This is a genomic window from Paraglaciecola sp. L3A3, from assembly GCF_009796765.1.
In the GTDB taxonomy this organism is placed as follows: domain Bacteria; phylum Pseudomonadota; class Gammaproteobacteria; order Enterobacterales; family Alteromonadaceae; genus Paraglaciecola.
Window position 1 is genome coordinate 5,267,901 of the sequence record NZ_CP047023.1, and the last position, 17,831, is coordinate 5,285,731.

Here is a 17,831-nt window from a genome sequence, read left to right on the forward strand (position 1 = left end):
TATGGATCAAGATGAATTAGACAAGGTTGAACAACCCGCCATTTCTCAGTTACAGCAACTAGGCTGGACTTATGTGAATGGCGCACAACTAACTCCAGAAGCGGGAGCAAGACCCTACCAGCGCGACGTGGTGCTCATTCATCATCTTGAAGCCGCCATCAAACGCATCAACCCATGGATAAGCGACGAGAACTTACGCAAAGTTTCACGGGAGATTACACACCCTATTTGCGCCGGGTTGATGGAGTACAACCATGCGTTTTACACCACATTGGTTAACTACCAATCGGTTGAACAAGACTTAGGTAAAGGTCGCAAAGGGCAAACCGTTAAAATCATCGATTTTGATAATATTGATAACAATGAATTCATCTGCACTAGCCAGTTCAAGGTTGAGGGCGTTAATCAAAACATCATCCCCGATATAGTCTGTTTTGTGAATGGCATACCGCTGGCGGTTATTGAATGCAAATCACCCTATGTCACCAACCCCATCGCCGAAGGCATTAACCAGTTACGTCGTTATGCTAACTTGCGTTATCCGAATGCTGATTTGTCGAAGTGTGAAGGCGCTGACAGACTGTTTTGGTACAACCAATTGATGGTTTCAAGCTGTCGTGACCAAGCCAAAGTGGGCACCATCAGCTCAGGTGGGCAACACTATGGCGATTGGAAGGATGCTTATCCCTTTACTGATGATGAGTTGAGTGGGACTAATACCACAGCACAGCAGAGACTATTGGCTGGACTATTCAACAAGGCCAGTTTTCTTGATATTTTGCAGAACTTTATTATCTATGAGCCGGTTGAAGGCAAGTTGATTAAGAAGGTGGCGCGCTATCAGCAGTTTAGAGCTGTGAACAAGGTAATAGAGCGCCTTAAGACAGGTGCTACCCGTAAAGATAAATCAGGCATTGTTTGGCACACCCAAGGCTCAGGTAAGTCGTTAACCATGGTAATGCTGGCGGTGAAAATGCGCCGTGACCCTGTGCTACAACAATACAAACTCGTATTCATCACCGACCGGACGCAACTTGACGAACAGCTATCCAGTACCTTCCGTGATGCACAAGGCGAAACGGTATATAATGCAGATTCTGTTGCCTCGTTAAAAACCTTGCTCAAGAAAGATTCCTCGGACTTGGTAACAGCGATGGTGCAGAAGTTTCAGGACGCAGAAAAAGAAGGCGGATTCACTGACCTAAACCCCAGCGATAAAATCATCGTGTTAGCTGATGAAGCCCATCGAACTCAATTCGGCGGCCTTGCAATGGTAATCAATGCCGCATTACCAAATGCACCCAAGATTGGCTTCACTGGCACACCGCTACTTAAAACCCAAAAGATGGGTACTGCGTTTGGTGGATACATTGACCAATACAAAATCAATGAAGCGGTTGATGATGGCGCAACGGTTAGATTGCTGTATGAAGGGCGTGAAGTAATAACCGATGTGTCTGGTGAGTCATTAGACAAATTATTCGACGAGTATTTCTCTGAATACACTAAAGAGCAGCAGCAAGAGATTAAGAAAAAATACGGCGTAGAGCGTGCGGTTCGAGAAGCCCCAGCACGCATACGCTGGGTTTGTATCGACTTACTTAAGCATTACCGAGAACACATCCAACCCGATGGCTTCAAGGCAATGATAGTAACTGGTAGCCGTCATGCCGCTGCTTTGTATAAGAAAACTTTGGATGAATTGGACGCTCCCCCATCAGAGGTCATTATTTCAGGCGACCATAACGACCCGGCTGAGCTTGCCCAATACACGGACAAGGCGCATCAAAAGAAAGTCATAGCAGATTTCACCAAGCCACTGAAAGAAAACCCAACGGCATTTTTAATAGTTAAGGACATGCTGTTAACGGGGTTCGATGCGCCAATCGCGCAAGTGATGTACATCGACCGCAAACTACAAGACCACACTTTGATGCAAGCCATAGCCCGTGTTAACCGGACTTATGCTGGCAAGTCGTGTGGGTTTGTTGTTGACTACCATGGTCTGTCTGACTACTTGATTGAAGCGTTAGAGCTTTTTAGCAGCGAAGACGTTGACGGTACAATTCAATCACTCAAAGATGAAATTCCTAAGCTTAAAGCCACGCATACTGTTGCAATGGGGTTCTTCAAAGATGCAATAAAAGCTAATGGTCGAGATATAGATTTATGTGTTCTTGCCCTCAAAGATGATGTGGTACGAGCACAATTTGAAATCGCATTTAAGCGTTTTGCGAAACAGATGAACATTGTATTACCTGATGTTGGCGCTTCGCCCTTTGTTCCCGATTTGAAGTTTTTAGGTAAAGTAAATAACGCAGCACGTAACCGCTATCGTGATGAAGGTTTGGACTTGTCAGGTGTGGGTGAAAAAGTACGGCAACTAGTTGATGAGCATATTCTGAGTACCGGAGTAGTCCCCAAAATACCGCCTGTCGATTTACTTGCAGCTAACTTCAAAGAGAAGCTTAACGAGGTTAAATCTGACGAATCAAAAGCCTCTGAAATTGAGAGTGCCATCAAGCATCATATAACCGTTAAACTTGAAGAAGATCCTGAGTATTACAAGGCGTTAAGTCTTAAGTTAAAAGACATCATTTTAAAGAACGCTGGCAAATGGGAACAGCAGCTCGAACTTCTTCTGGAGATGGTTGATAACATCGAGGTAAACCATAAGAAAGCCGCTGACGATATTGGCTTATCAGAAACCGAATACGCGTTTTACAACATATTGATGGCTGAAGTGACCGCAATCCAAGGGAGTGATGTGGTTGATGCAGCCACTTTTGACGAGATAAAATCTACCACACAAACGTTAGTGGATACCTTTAACGAAGCTACGCAGATAGTCGATTTTTTCAGTAAACTTGATGAAGTAAAACGCATGAAGAAAGAAATCAAACGCACCATTCTCGACCAATCATTTGGTGAAACGAGCCTCGTGAAAGTGGTGCAAGAACGTTTTATGGAATTGGGTAAGACCAAGTTCAGTGGAAGCAGTAAAGGCGCAGGTCACTAACGGTGAAACAAACTGAGTATGTTCAAGGTAACGGTTTTGTTGCCCAAGTAAACCGCACTGACCGATGTAAGACCGCCACTATCAAAGTGGAGGCTGGTGTAGTCGCTGTAGTTGTGCCTCGTACTTTGACCGAAGAACGGATAAAGAAGTTACTTGATGACAAAAAACTTTGGATACAACAGAAGATCGCTTTACATCCTCAGGCGAAGGTGACAACTGAGAAGCAATATGTGTCGGGCGAAGCGTTTAGTTACTTGGGACGGAATTATCGACTCAAAATAACTGAGGGTGAACTTACCCCTATCAAGCTCGTACAAGGTCGCCTAACGATATCAGCACCCAAAGGTGCGTCAGAGTCTAAATTAATTAAATATGCGCTTACAAGCTGGTTTAGGCGTCGTGCTGAGCTTAAATTACGAGAAAAGCTAATACGTTACTCGCCAATCGTGGGCGTAGAGACAAACGGCTACAAAGTGAAAGAATTCCAATCTCGCTGGGGAAGCTGTACCCCGCGAGGACGAGTCGATTTCAACTGGAAAATTATAATGGCACCCAACCGCGTAGTCGACTACGTAGTGGTACACGAGCTATGCCACCTTAAACAACACGACCACTCACCACAGTTTTGGAAGCTGGTGGAAGGCATTATGCCCGATTATGCAGAATGCAAAGAGTGGCTTAGGGTGAATGGGGCGAGACTTGTCGTTTAAAACTCTGATCTAACTAATGACAGAAGACATAGAGAGCTTTAACCAATTGAGGAAATGTAAAATAATTTTTAACAATGATCACTATTAGTACCCAAACTCTTATTAGATTTATCTATAAGGTCAGGAACACATTAATTTTTAAAATAGTACTAAAGGAATTTGTAATGCCGCCTAATAAACCAGACTTACCTGAAAACAACGCAATAAAGGATGAAGGTACTGAAATAATATTTGCTTTAGTTGGTGCCGTCGGCACTGAATTAGAACTAGTTACGGATACTATTAAGAGAGAACTTGCTACTTTTGATTACCGCACTGAGCTAATAAGAATTTCCACTGATATTATTAAAAATTTAGTAGAACTACCTGAATCCAACACTCCATTGGAGGAAATTAATACTTATATGTCTGCGGGTAACAAATATAGGCAACTGTCTGGCAGTAATGCTGCGCTTGCAAACGCTACAGCAGCAGAAATTTCAAATCGTCGTTTAAAGGAAAAAGGTAAGCAAGTTCCGTTAGATAAGACAGCATGGATAATTCGCTCTTTAAAGCATCCAGAAGAGCTTGAAACATTGAGAAAAATATACGGAGATGGGTTATTTGTAGTGGGCGTGTATTCCTCAAAAGAACGCAGAGAAGAATATTTAAGTACGAAAAAAAGAGAATCTGATCTAGAGGAAGCTGTTGAAAGTCTAATTGCAAGGGATGCAGATGAAGGCTCTATCAGTGGGCATGGACAACATACAAGGGATACTTTTCATCTATCTGACTTTTTTATTGAACTAGGGCAAAGCAACGATAAACTTAAAAATCAAATCGGTCGAATGCTAAATCTAATCTTTTCAAATCCATACCTTACGCCAACATTTGATGAATACGCTATGTTCATGGCTTTTTCAGCATCAACAAGATCAGCTGATCTTTCTAGGCAGGTAGGTGCTGTATTATCAAAAAATAAAAGTATTATATCTACAGGAGCAAATGATGTTCCAGCATATGGAGGAGGGCTATATTGGCCTTATTACGACAACGCTGACCACTCAATAAAAGATGTCGAGCTTGGACGTGATTATATGCGAGGTGAAGATTCAAATAAGAAATCAAAGATTGAAATAACAAACCAGATACTCAAAAGCTTTGATGACCCAGTTCTAAAACGTAAAATTACAGAAGCTATTAAAAAAAGTCGAATAGATGACTTAACTGAATATGGAAGGGTTGTTCACGCTGAAATGGAAGCGATACTAGCTTGTGCTCGAACCAACAATAGTACGCTAGAAACAAGTTTATTTTGTACCACTTTTCCATGTCATAACTGCGCTAAACATATTATTGCGGCTGGTATTAGTAGAGTCATTTATGTTGAACCATACCCTAAAAGTAGAGCGATAGAATTCCACAGTGATTCTATTTCTGATAGTGGGGAAGTGGAAGGAAAGGTAACTTTTGAACCCTTCGTTGGCGTTGGACCAAGAATATTTTTAAATCTGTTTTCTAATAATTTAGGGTCGAGTGAACCACTAATAAGAAAAAATAAATCGGGAGAAGTAGTGAAATGGCATCCACATTCAGCTACATTAAGATTATCACCGCGAGTTCTTGATTACTTACAAGCTGAACTACTTGCTTCGGCTTTAGCTCATCGTGAAGCTCAGAATTATGAAAATAAAAACACAATCAAGGTTGAATAAGTGAAAAATCAAAATAATTCTTTAAAGCAACATCTCGAATATGCCAAGACTGAGGTTGAAGCATGGCCAGAGTGGAAGAAACAGGTGTTAGAAACACGTGAATCAAACTCTCAAAAACGTATGCTACTGGAAAGTAGCAATCAAAAACTTGTTATAATTTAACAATTCAAAATACAAGCAGTAAGCATTTTTCAAAAACGAAGATTATTGCCTATTACTGCTTGTTTAGTTTTTCCAATGCCTATTTGATAAACAATCATACCGATTTTGCTTTAGCTCAATAGGAATGTGTTGAATATGTACCGCTTGTTCGGGAGTTAAACACAAAACTCTCATACGATATTTAACAGTCGAAACTGGTATACCATAGTGTTTGGCAAAAGCCGTCATCGAACGAAATGATTGACCAAATGCATTAATTGGCTTCCCACATCTTGCTTCAATCGCTTCCTTTGACGTGAGCCATACAAAGTTCTTTGGGCCATATAGCTTTGAGCCATTGATCTTACTCAAACGTAGTTTTTGATTGATGATTTGCGACATAGTAAACTCTTTAAGTACGTCTCGTTTAAACTCGTCGTAGTCTAGCCATCTATGGCAAAGCTGTTTTCTCTTTGCTAAACCAAGGTGCCTTCTAAAAAGGTTGGTACCTGCATCCGCATGAAAGCTATGTTTTCTGGCACGTTCGGGCATCTCTTCACCATTTCGAATACGACTCTCCGCGCTGTACCAACGCACTGCACCATTTGTCTCTTTCTCTATCGATTTACCCGCTTCTGTTATGCTTTTATAACTTACTCCGTCAATTTCTATCGGCTTCCCCCTAGAGCCACCTAACTGTCCACCAGCGCTGTTGTTGAGGCCATTAGGTGCAAGGGTGTTTAAAAATTTAATATAGTGTCTCTCGCGTTCTGCCAGCTCAGAGACAGGCACCTGACTGTCTACTATCCCTATGAAGAAAGTTTTATCCCCATAACGTCTTATTTCTTTATGGATTAGAAGTCCTGACCCATTACGCGCACTAGTTTTGTGTTGATTAAACCGACATTCAGGCTCCGATGTTGTTAAACCGATATATTCTTGTTCACACTCTGAAGAAGACAACTTGTAAATCCAGCCGTTGCCGTCTTTAGGTGTGTATTTTTCTTCCGAAATAGCTCTATCGATCGTAAAACCCTGCTTAAGCCTACTTAGTACCAGTGATTTAATATCAAGCTTACCTATCTCCATCAACAAGCTAGGTACACTTAAGAACTGTTGTCCCTTGATGGCAGGGTACTGGGTGCCGTCATAGATAAAAGGTTTGGCACGTCCACTACCTATGAAGTATTTCCAATGTTCTTCGGATAATGAGCCAGCTTTGTGAGAAACGCCTGTATGCGTTTTTAACGGCACATCCCGCTGTTTTCTAGCAAGTGTAGCCAATCTATCTCGAAAGACGGGATAGGGCACCACAGGGCTCTCTAGCTTATCATATTCATCCCTTACATCGATTGCCTCACTATTGATATTCATCCGTGTACGCCTGCCGGCATATTTCGCAAAATAAGCGTCTGGTTTAAGCGTTGCTACCTCTTTCAACAGCGCCGGTGTCAGAGGCTGTCTTTTAATAAGCCTTTTGCACCGCTGCTTAAAAAGTGTTTGATCAACTTTGAATGTCTCTATCGAGTGATAATATTTAGTTAGGTCGCTGATACTTGATTTCATTTTAATCTCTTGTCGGTTTGTAGAGATTAAAATGTAGAAGACAAACACCGAACTGCAAACATCAGTTTCACATAAGCATTTGATATATAAGTATATTATGTAAACCTTGACATAATATACAACTATAAGGTTTGAATAAGTTACAAGCTTTTTTTTAGAAGGGGTAGCTGCCTATAGAGCTTCACTCTTATAGGACTTCGTTTATCCGTGCTTGCATGTCACCTGGGTCAATTTCGACTTTGATTTCTTTCTTAATCTTATCTACCAACTGGTTCAATGCTACTTGCTTATAATGGCAATCAGTCCATAACCGCCTCACTTCTTTTCTAATTCCCATCAAAGCAAAGTTTTTATTTCCACATCTAGAAATTGGTTTATCTAATTCCTTTGATAAGTAGTCTGAACTTGAACCATCAAGATGCATAACGATTTTTATGATAGAATCTTTTCGAAGCCCGCCAATAGTTTCGTCTAAACGCCCAACTACATAATTAAACTGAATCTTTGTAGCGTTATTAGATCCGGTTGCTAGTCCTTTTAAAGCTTTTACAATTTTGGCTTTGTTTTTACCTTCGAAATTAGATTTATCTTCGACTATTAACATATGAAAGTGAAGACCATAGCATTTATCTTGTGAGGGGCCCTCAGTGACATTCTGGGACGCCCTCTCAATCTTTCTTGCGTAAGAGCGCTCTAATACAATAAAACCTAGTAAAGGGCTATTTAAGATCGTTTTTAGCTTTCTTAAAACCTTCTTACTAATGTTGCTTGCCGGTGAGTCTTGTTCATGTAGATATAAACTCTCCTTATCACTTAGCTGTGTAGTAATGAGTATTAGGTCTTTCTTTTCGACCTCAGCAATTTTCTTTAAAACTTCAAATGAATAAGTAAGGTTAGGGTTATGCTTAAAACCATTATCATTCTTAAAAGAAGAGACAATACTAGGAGTGTAATAAGGCAAAACAGGACCAATAGACTCTAGATAGCGCTTCTGTCTATTATCTAAGTAAGTGTTATAAAGTTTATTATCATTAGCAGTACCATATACCTCTAAACCATTACTCTTAGTTATCTTACCTATTACTCGCCGACGAGTGTTTCCATTTAACGTGTTTTGCGCTTGAGCCTGTAGCTTGCATAGGTTAGATAGTAGTTCTTTTTGGTTTTTTGAACATGGCATTGTTACAAAGTCCTAAGTATAAGATTTTAAGAATTGGAAGAAACATGAGTGTTTTGGTGGGAAGAAATGGGAAAACGGCCGCTATCGCGACCGCAGTAAAGCCCCTAAGCAACCTTCAGTTGAAATTCGGTAGGTGCGGTTAGCCAAGCCAATATTTCAGACTCTCTGTAACCGACGGTTCGGGATGTAAGCTGAACAGCTTTAGGGAACTTGCCATCTCTTTCTAAACGCCACAGCGTAGCTTTACTAAGCCCAGTTAAGTCTTGAACGACTTGGCGTCTTAGAAGTCTGTAGTTTGAAATGAGTGTTGATTGAATTTGTGAATTGTCGTGCATCTCTTTGACCTTGTTTGGTTGTATTTGAGATACACACTAATTGAAGAAAACAGGATGTAGAAAAATCCAGAAAAGCGCTCGTAAAACGTCTCGGAGATTTTTAAAAAGTTCTAATTATAATTTAGTATTTTTTGTGAGTAAGTGTCTGTATATAAGGTCCACAGCTGAGTTTTTTTGATAATAGAATCAACAAAAGCAACCGAGTTTTTTTCATTGCCTTTGCCATATTCGCCTTCAATATAGGCCCAAAGAATTTCAATATTTTCTGGATTTTGTATAGGTAATGTTCGATTTTTCATCAAGTAGGTCAGTACGGCGTAAATAACTGGATGAGGCATGTCATCTATTCCATCACAGATCTTAACTCCAATTTCTATGACCGCTACTTTACTTGTTAATAAGGATATAAGATTTTTGAGTGTTTGCCTGACCAAAGAGATGAACTGATTCTCATATACGAATAGACCCTTCCGCTCTAACTTAACCAGCTTCTTTGTCTCTATATAAAACTCTACATTTTCTATTCTGTCTAATGGAAACCGCTTAGTTTCAAAGGTAGCTTGCGCTCCTAGTAATTCAGTCAACGCTTCAGATGAAATTGGATAGGGCTTATTCTTAGTTAGGCTATGTTTACCTGACTGCTCAGTTTTTACGAATTCAAATAATCCAGTGCCGCTTAACTCAGTTTCAATTGATCCGGCAAGAAAATACTCTAACCTGTCAAAGTCTTCTATTGTTTTGAATTCATCTTCAGTTTCATTATCCCCTATGAAAGCCCTCAGCTGATAATGCCTGCCGCAATTGAGATAAGCATATACTAGAGGATTAATATTCTCTTGATGCGCTTCACGTATCATCTCTTGCTCTGATTTTGTAAAGCGAGTAAGTTTATTCATTAACATACATGTATGATTTTAGAAAAAGAAGGGGAGTATATTTGAAGCATGGAAAACATCAACTGTTGACAGATTTGTTGACATAAACCTAATAAACCTTACAATTAAAATATTAAACCATTGATATATAGACATATATATTTATTTACCAACAAACAGATCGCGAATATTGAGTAGACTTTTATCTATCCTAACAAAACCGCCAGCTAGGCGGTTTTGTTAAGATAGACCATATCGACTATTCTCAGATCAACTGCTTTGACTCGGATTGGCAACATCACTAGCTTGCCTAATAACTCAAATAAATAACCTGAATACTGGATAAGCCGAATCTCTCGATAACGATCTTTTGTGCCTAGCGGCGATGGATTGTCTAGCAATAACACGTTATTACGTACGACAATCTGCCTTGCTATACACAAAAATTTCGTCACCGAATAAGTATTCAGGTGAGGTGATTTGGGTGAATGGTATTAAGCTATTGAATTGTAATGATAAATTAAGATTAGACGATACTTCTTATCCAGAACTCAGGTTAAATAGCAAAATCATTAAAAACCGGTACCGTCTATTAGACTTTAGGATGATTGCAGGTGTGGAATTATTACCATAGTCTCTGTCAGCAAAAAATACATTCTTAATGATGCAAATCAAACAAAAAATAAAATGCATATTGTTTAAAAATCCTCAATATTATTCATTAATAATCTTAGTGGTGGGGGTTTTATCATCAGGATATTTATATCAAACGGCTTTAACTCAAGAGCAAAGTAATACATATAATAAATACCAACAACGAGCACAGATACACGCTAAAGATATTGAAGCAGAATTCAAACGTTCATTTTTTCAGGTATCGTCTGTAGCCAATCTTTTTGCATCTTCTAGTTGGGTAAGTTACAAAGAATTCGAAGAGTTCGTAAAAAGTGTATTTGGACATTTTCCAGACACTAGGCGAATCACATCAATTCAAAGAGCTCCAATAAACAAGCGCAAAACATTTATTGAACAAATAAAACAAAACCCAGAAGCCCAATTCGAAAACTTTAGTATATTTAATGCTTCTCCTCAAAATATAATATCTCCTGCGACACCAATAAACGATTATTTTTCCGTTGTAACGTACACCTACCCAAATATCCCGCTAAATACTTTTATCGGAAGAAATATCACTTACTCTTCACCCGTTGGACCTTTAATATATCCTGTGATTGATCATAAAAAACCAACAATTTCAGACTTTATAATGCCTATAGAAAGTATACAAAACGAACTATTTATTCTTTATATTTTCCCCGTTCTAGAAAAAAACAGCCAAAACTTACAAAATAATGAAGTCACTAGTTTAATAGTTTCTAGCCAATATATTTCTAGTTTTTTTGTTAGTCTTACACAGACACAAAGGGAACATAATTTTCATTACCTGCTTAAAGACAAGAATAACAATGTGTTTCAATATCCAGAAAAACAAGCAGACATCACTCAAGAAAAAATAAAATTCACTTTCCCAATTAATTTAGTTAATAACCATTTCGATTTGATAATTACACCTATTGATCAAAAATTAGAAAACACAAATAGTTTACTATTTGAACTATTTATTGCTGGAATATTATTATCTTTCGCCATTTCATTCATTATTCATTCACTATTATCAATTCATAATAATTTAACTGAGGAGGTTTCCCGTCAAACATCTGAACTTGTTAAACAAAAAAACAAGTTAAATATTAATAACCAAGAACTAGCAAAAGCAGTAGAGAATGCAAAAGTTTCAGAAAATGCAAAAACCGATTTTTTGGCGAATATGAGTCATGAAATAAGAACCCCATTAAATGGAATTATTGGCTTAACAGGGTTATTAAAACAAACCAAACTTGATCAGTTACAACAAGAATATTTAAACAAACTGACATTTTCTGGCAAACATCTATTATCAGTCATTAATGATATTTTAGATTTCTCAAAAATTGAATCTGGCAATATCATCTTAGAAAGCAAGGTATTTTCTATTTATAGTGTGATCGAAAACCTCAAAGTATCCTTCGATGAACAAGCAAGACAAAAAAATATAAATTTTACTGTTGCCTTACAAGATAATTTTTATCCTGACTTAATAGGCGATGTATTTAGGATCAATCAAATATTAATTAACCTATGCGGTAATGCGATCAAGTTCACAGAAAAGGGGAGTGTGGATGTTACTATCTCAATGGTAAAAAATCACCACTCAGAGCAACACTCAATTGTGAACTTTAAAATATCTGATACCGGGGTGGGAATGGATGAGAATGAGGCCAAAAACTTGTTCAAAAAATTCAGCCAAGCCGATACTTCTACTACTCGAAAATTTGGGGGTACTGGTCTAGGGCTAGCCATTAGTCAAAAACTTTGTCATACAATGAATGGTGACATTCAAGTTGAAAGCATTAAAGACAAGGGTAGTGTATTTATCGCTAGCATGCTGTTAGAGCTAAATAAAGACATACTAATTGATAATAATAAACATAATATCATTAAAGATAATATTGATATTCTGGTAGTTGACGACAACCCAATTGCCTTAAAAATACTGACAAGTTTTCTAACGAATATGGGAGTTAGACCCATAGCAGTACAAACCGCTAAAGAAGGCTTAGAAATACTGCAAAGTAACGAATGTGATATAAAAATCATTATATCTGATTGGGCAATGCCTATAATGGATGGTGCAAGTTTTATTGAAGAAGTAACCAAACTAGAACTCATCACTACGCCTAAAATTATTATTATTTCTGCTTACGAAGCAGAAATAATAGAAAATGCAAAAGTGCTTTTACCGATTGAATCAGTTTTAAGTAAACCCTGTCACACCGACCTATTATTTAACGCTATAGATCATTGTTTAAATAACTCAAACTCATTAAACAAAGAAGATCAATTTAAAAACAGATTATTAAACGTCCCCATATTAGTGGTTGAAGACAATGAAATAAATCAAGTCGTGATCGAACATTTATTAGTGGAACAAGGCGCTCTGGTCACTATGGCCAACAATGGTAAACACGCAATTGATATTATTAATCAAAAGAATGATTTTAAACTGGTTTTAATGGATATACAGATGCCTGAAATGGATGGTATTCAAGCAACAAAAATTATTCGCGCGCACTCGGACCCTATAATATCTGAAGTTCCCATCGTTGCATTATCGGCTAATGTTCTTGAAAAAGAAGTGGATAGTTATATGGCTTCCGGAATGAATGCCCATGAAGCTAAACCAGTCAATATTAAGAGTTTATTAATAACTATCTTGCCCTTATTAAAATAAACATAAGTTTTAATAAAACTGTCAACTTTCTTTACACCACTAAAAACAAGAAACTCTATATCATTGAATTTTAAGAAATTTAATTATTGGCCTGTTTATTGATTATAATAAAAAACTTGGTTAATAAGTTGTTTATTACCATTATTCAATATACTAAGCACATAATATTTTCATGCCCACTTATTGGGTAATATAACTCTGATTGAGAAGTACAGATGTCTTGTTTAACCCGCAAACTGCAACAAAAATTAGCTCGTTACGTTCAACGTAATAGTGACTCTTTTAATTCACAGGATCCCGAATTAATTCGCGAAGAATTAGTCAACAAAGGGATTTGCCCATCTGATGTGACAACCGATCAATTAATTTTGATCATGAAAGAAGCTGAAATAGCTTAATTTATACCACTATAGATTCTTTAAAATATTTATTAAAGTCAATTTTGTAGTCACTTGCTACCACCGACTCCACAATCTTAATGCTATTAGTTGAGGTTGAAAGATCAATATCAGTTGCTGGTATATAGTGATTACCTTTAACTGAATAAAACACTTTTACTTTAGGTTTAGTCGTTTCACTAATATGCTGCTGTAGCACCATCGCTATTTTTTCATTATTTAGTTTCACCAATGTACCGACAGGATAAATACCGACACTTTTAACAAATTGCAGCAGCAATTTTTTGTCATACTTTTCAGGTGTGTCTTTGACAATTATTTGCAAGGCTTTCTTAGAAGACATGCCCGCTTTATAACAACGATTTGCAGTAATAGCATCGTAGGTATCAGCTATAGCAATCATTCGGCCAAACATGCTTATATCCTGTGCCTTTAATTGTTTAGGGTAACCTAAACCATCTAACCTTTCGTGATGTTCTCCAATAGTACGAATAATTGATGCCGGAATATCCATGTCTAATAAAACATCAGTACCCAACTGCACATGTTTTCGCATAATATCCATTTCATCGTCAGTTAAACGACCAGGCTTATGCAATATTTCATCGGGAATATTTATTTTCCCTATGTCATGTAAAAACCCAGATAAGGCAATCTCTTGAACTTGATCGTCATCCAATCCCATTTTTTTTGCAAAATTGGCCAATAAAATTGCAACATTAAGAGAGTGTTCTAACAAATAAGAATCTTTTTCACGAATTTTAGACATACACATAAGTGCATCTGGGTTGCGATCTATAGATGAAACTAAATCAGTTGTGAACTCTTCATGCACAGCTAGATCAATAGGTAGATTTCTGGCTATTCTGTTCAGTAGTTTTTTTTGTAAACATTTACCTTGCTCAAACAATCTAGCGGCAGTAACAATTTCATCTGCAAATGATACGTTTTTATCTTTTTTAGTACTGCAGGGTTCTTCTTGTTCGGGTTCCTCTGATTTAAGTTGTTTACTTAAATCCACAATGACTTGCTCAATTCCTTGATTTTTTAAATGTTCAATAGCTTTGGAGCTAGTTATTCGACCACGACTTTTAATTTTTAAATGGCCTGTTTGTTTGCCAATAGAATCAACAAACATGCCTACTTCTAATTTGTCTATATCAAAAGTTTTTAACACTAGCGAATCCAACTAAATCTAAATGATTAAATTAAACATTAACCATAGGGTAATTCAATACTCTAATTTACATAAAATATCGATTAAATTTGGCGACCACTGAAATAATCTCATATTGACACGATTATTTAATACCACTACATCTTCTTTCTGTAACAAACCTTTTTGTAAATTAGCTTGTTCAGAGCCTAAAGGAAATGCTAATTGTCCGTTTGAACGAAGTACTCTATACCAAGGTAATTGCAAACTTTTTGGAGCAAGGGCTAAGGACTTTCCCGCTAACCTAGCACGCCCAGGTAAACCAGCTAAATCAGCTAATTGCCCGTAACTTGCTACTTTCCCTGAGGGGATAAGCTGCACAGTACGCCAAATATGTTGGTAATGAGTTGCAGTGGTCACATTAAACTCTTAAAGGATAATTTAAGTCAATATCAGCTAAATCTAACAACTTACCTTGCCGTTGAACTGTCCGATATTGCGCTAAATCACTAAGCGAGACATAGCCGACAATTTGTTCAAGATCATTCAGTTTGGCACCTTGTGCAACTAAGTAAGTAATAAAACAATGCCTTAACATTCGAACATCAACCTGTTCAGGATTATTAATCTCTGCGTCATGGGCGGAATTAGCAAGAATCTGTAAAAGGTCATTTTCACTATTAATATTTGACCAAATTGAATCTGCGTCACTTTTAAGTTCACACAAATCTTTTATTGCTGATATATAACTTTTACTTAATGTTAGAGTTCGTGCATATTCTCCTGAAACTAAAATTTTCGAAAAGTTGTCTGTAAAGTTAGTTTTAGTCAGAATCGATATCTCACTTAAGTTTAATCCCGAATACACTAAAGCCAATAAGGCTTTTCCTTGTTTATTCGCCGCCGCATATAAGGCTTGATTCTCAGCAGCAGATAACAACCTCAATGGACTCGGTTGCATTTTATCTTGCTGGTTTATACGCAGATTTGTTTCACCGCTTTGTAGCAATGCTTGTTGCTCATGAGTTAACTGTTCCAATGTTCTATTTACTGTTTGACCAGGCATAACTACAAAGTTAGTAGCCGCCTGATTTGGTTGCTTTTGTTTAACTATATAACCAAACAATAACAACGCAAAAACCCCTGCGCCCGTAGCTGCTAGTAAACTAATGATTGTCATATACCAATAATCAGGGCCGCTAGCAAAATCAGGAGTAAAAGGCGCTTCTAACACCGATATTTTTGCATCAAAAGGTTGTGATACCTCTTGTTTTACTAGGTGAGTACGAATAGTTTGCGCTTGTTCTTGTATCGCGCTCAATTCAGAATTAATAATTTTGTATTCTTGTAACTTTTGATTAAAAGCCTGGGCTTGTTGGTTTTGGCTTTTGAACTGTTCTTTAGTCAGTTCTACTCTATCGTTAGCGGCTTCTAGGTCACGCTCAGCGTCTTGTAGGTAATAACTTTTACTTTCTGCTAATTGTTCAATTAAAGACTTCTCTAAAGCATCCAATGACTCTTGTTTACGGACAATACTGGGATCTCGAGCAAGATAAGCTTGAGTGTATTTTTCTTCAAGAATCACTAACTCACTTTTTAATAACTGTATATTTTGTTTAGTGCTATTAATCTGGGCCTTATCAATGTCTCTAATAATAGGTTGGCCTTTTTTTACTGACTGGCGCAAACTATTTAACAAGGCTTGGGCTGAGGTTTGTTCTGCAATTGCTGCATCTAAGTTTGCACTTAAGGATTTTATTTTATTAAGTATTCTATTTTCATCACGTTCTAGCGATGTAATATCATTTGCTTCAGCAAATAGACTTAGTTCTTGTTGCTTAGCCGCTATTTTTTCTTTAATTGCCAATAATTGAAGATTAGCCGTATCCATTTCTTCTGAGTTATTTTTTTGTTTTTCAGAGGACTCTAATTCTAGGTAATTTGACAGCCAAGTTTCTAAAACAGGCTGTAATATTTGTCGCTCTGTATGCTCAACAGATAAAGTGATCAACCTACCAGATACTTCTGCTTTAAACATTTTTTGCTTATCTTGTGCTGCAATCGCATATCCATCAGCCATCAAAGCCTGAGATACAGTTTGCAGCACACTATTACTTAATAACTTTTGTTGATGAGCCTCTACCTTGCGTTCTGCAACTTGAGAAAACTCTAATTCTGTTTGTGATGGAAATGAAAAGTGCAAAATTGCCTGACTTTCAAAGACTGGCGGCCGAGTCCAAATCCAAGTGTTTGCTAAAACAGCAATAATAATAAATGTACCAAATAGTACCCGCCACTTTTGCTGCTGTATTTTTTTAGCCTCTTGCTCACTATTATCTGGAGAAGAATTGTTAAATGATTGATTGGGGATATATTCAACTTTATTGATAGACATTGGACTAAGCTATCCATAAATTTGTTGGAATGAATAAAAGTTTATTTTTAATTAGGAACATAACCATCCATGCTATTTTAAATTTTGCTAAAATTTCTAAGTCAGTTTTATCATAAATGACTTCAATCTAACCATAATTTTTCGATTATACGTAGTACTTGATTAAATAAAATGCAAAATAAACAAGTTAACAAAAGAAAACATTGCGGCAGCTGTACTTACCCAGAATCCACTTGTTTATGTCAATGGATTAAACCTATTAGTTCACCTATTCCGTTGATTATTTTACAACATCCGCAAGAAGCAAAACATGCTAAGAATACAGTCAAGTTATTGCAACTTGGCTTACACAATATTGAGGTATTACAGGGAGAAAATAGCAATGATTTTGCTCAACTAGTTAACAGAGTAGGGCAACAGCCGCATAACTTTAGTCTTTGTTACCCCAATGTTCATAGTATGGCGATTGAATCGACCTTACATTGTTCGCCTAAAGCATCTATATATAATCAGGGGCACAGCTTAATTTTTATTGATGCGTCATGGCGTAAAGCATTAAAAATGTGGCATTTAAATCCATGGTTACATCAATTAGACAGTTGGCATTTTGACCAACCTCCTACAAATCAATACAAAATTAGGCAAACCAAACAAGAAAATAGCCTTTCTACATTAGAAGCAGTTGCCTATGTATTATCTAAAACACAACAAGTGAATTGTTCCCCTTTGATTCAGCTATTTTTAAAAATGCAGCAGCTAAGTTTTAAAAACATGCATAATTCCAATTGAATTTGTAACAATTTTTCTACATTATCTACCTAGGTAAAAAATATTATCAATCTAGAAACTACAAATTGATTTCATAAATTTAAATTAGTTCTGTTCGGAATAACCTATTTTGTGTTTATTTAATACCAATCCGTAATAATAAATGCCCACTCAGCGAGAGTTTGAATGCGCTTAATCAAGGCGCTTGAATGAAGGAATAGTGGTGCTCTTTTGAGTTAAAGCAACACACAGTAAGCGCATTT

14 protein-coding genes are annotated in these 17,831 nt (G+C 37.2%); 7 read left to right on the plus strand and 7 right to left on the minus strand.

The genetic code is table 11. The features are described from left to right. Window position 1: 1 nt before the first annotated feature. The 4 genes from GQR87_RS21915 (at window position 2) to GQR87_RS21930 (ending at window position 5,585) form a co-directional block, all read left to right on the plus strand. On the plus strand, window positions 2-3,019 hold the full coding sequence (locus tag GQR87_RS21915) for a type I restriction endonuclease subunit R (RefSeq protein WP_158972791.1): 3,018 nt from the start codon (window positions 2-4) through the stop codon (window positions 3,017-3,019). A gap of 2 nt (window positions 3,020-3,021) precedes the next feature. Next, window positions 3,022-3,729 (plus strand): M48 family metallopeptidase, encoded by a 708-nt coding sequence (locus GQR87_RS21920; protein ID WP_158972792.1) that lies wholly within the window; start codon window positions 3,022-3,024, stop codon window positions 3,727-3,729. A 164-nt stretch (window positions 3,730-3,893) separates the two neighbouring features. Further along, window positions 3,894-5,423: an anti-phage dCTP deaminase gene (locus tag GQR87_RS21925; protein ID WP_158972793.1), complete on the plus strand. Its 1,530-nt coding sequence runs from the start codon at window positions 3,894-3,896 to the stop codon at window positions 5,421-5,423. Continuing rightward, window positions 5,424-5,585, plus strand: a complete 162-nt coding sequence (locus GQR87_RS21930; RefSeq protein WP_158972794.1) for a hypothetical protein — start codon at window positions 5,424-5,426, stop codon at window positions 5,583-5,585. 63 nt (window positions 5,586-5,648) lie between these two features. On the opposite strand, the gene GQR87_RS21935 is transcribed toward GQR87_RS21930, so the two are convergent. The 4 genes from GQR87_RS21935 to GQR87_RS21950 all read right to left on the minus strand — a co-directional run bounded on the left by GQR87_RS21935 (window position 5,649) and on the right by GQR87_RS21950 (window position 9,541). Continuing rightward, entirely contained in the window at window positions 5,649-7,130 is a 1,482-nt protein-coding gene (locus tag GQR87_RS21935; protein ID WP_158972795.1) for a GIY-YIG nuclease family protein, read from the minus strand. A gap of 187 nt (window positions 7,131-7,317) precedes the next feature. Then, the gene (locus GQR87_RS21940; RefSeq protein ID WP_158972796.1) at window positions 7,318-8,310 is read right to left on the minus strand and encodes a hypothetical protein; all 993 of its coding nucleotides are present in this window, start codon (window positions 8,308-8,310) and stop codon (window positions 7,318-7,320) included. A gap of 104 nt (window positions 8,311-8,414) precedes the next feature. Beyond that, complete coding sequence (locus GQR87_RS21945) at window positions 8,415-8,645, minus strand: AlpA family transcriptional regulator (protein ID WP_158972797.1); 231 nt, start codon at window positions 8,643-8,645, stop codon at window positions 8,415-8,417. A gap of 110 nt (window positions 8,646-8,755) precedes the next feature. Further along, complete coding sequence (locus GQR87_RS21950; RefSeq protein ID WP_158972798.1) at window positions 8,756-9,541, minus strand: hypothetical protein; 786 nt, start codon at window positions 9,539-9,541, stop codon at window positions 8,756-8,758. Between the two features lie 640 nt (window positions 9,542-10,181). Here GQR87_RS21950 and GQR87_RS21955 point away from each other — a divergent pair. Then, complete coding sequence (locus tag GQR87_RS21955; RefSeq protein WP_158972799.1) at window positions 10,182-12,851, plus strand: response regulator; 2,670 nt, start codon at window positions 10,182-10,184, stop codon at window positions 12,849-12,851. Window positions 12,852-13,066: 215 nt separating this feature from the next. Further along, the gene (locus GQR87_RS21960) at window positions 13,067-13,249 is read left to right on the plus strand and encodes a hypothetical protein (RefSeq protein WP_158972800.1); all 183 of its coding nucleotides are present in this window, start codon (window positions 13,067-13,069) and stop codon (window positions 13,247-13,249) included. A 1-nt stretch (window position 13,250) separates the two neighbouring features. On the opposite strand, the gene GQR87_RS21965 is transcribed toward GQR87_RS21960, so the two are convergent. The 3 genes from GQR87_RS21965 to GQR87_RS21975 are packed head-to-tail and all read right to left on the minus strand — an operon-like array spanning window position 13,251 to window position 16,800. Beyond that, window positions 13,251-14,426: an HD-GYP domain-containing protein gene (locus tag GQR87_RS21965; protein WP_158972801.1), complete on the minus strand. Its 1,176-nt coding sequence runs from the start codon at window positions 14,424-14,426 to the stop codon at window positions 13,251-13,253. Between the two features lie 54 nt (window positions 14,427-14,480). Next, window positions 14,481-14,825 carry an MGMT family protein gene (locus GQR87_RS21970; protein WP_158972802.1) on the minus strand — a complete coding sequence of 115 codons (345 nt, stop codon included), beginning with the start codon at window positions 14,823-14,825 and terminating at the stop codon, window positions 14,481-14,483. A gap of 1 nt (window position 14,826) precedes the next feature. Then, window positions 14,827-16,800: a tyrosine-type recombinase/integrase gene (locus tag GQR87_RS21975; RefSeq protein ID WP_158972803.1), complete on the minus strand. Its 1,974-nt coding sequence runs from the start codon at window positions 16,798-16,800 to the stop codon at window positions 14,827-14,829. Window positions 16,801-16,971: 171 nt separating this feature from the next. Here GQR87_RS21975 and GQR87_RS21980 point away from each other — a divergent pair, with 171 nt between their 5' ends. After that, window positions 16,972-17,589, plus strand: a complete 618-nt coding sequence (locus GQR87_RS21980) for a tRNA-uridine aminocarboxypropyltransferase (protein WP_158972804.1) — start codon at window positions 16,972-16,974, stop codon at window positions 17,587-17,589. Window positions 17,590-17,831: the final 242 nt, after the last annotated feature.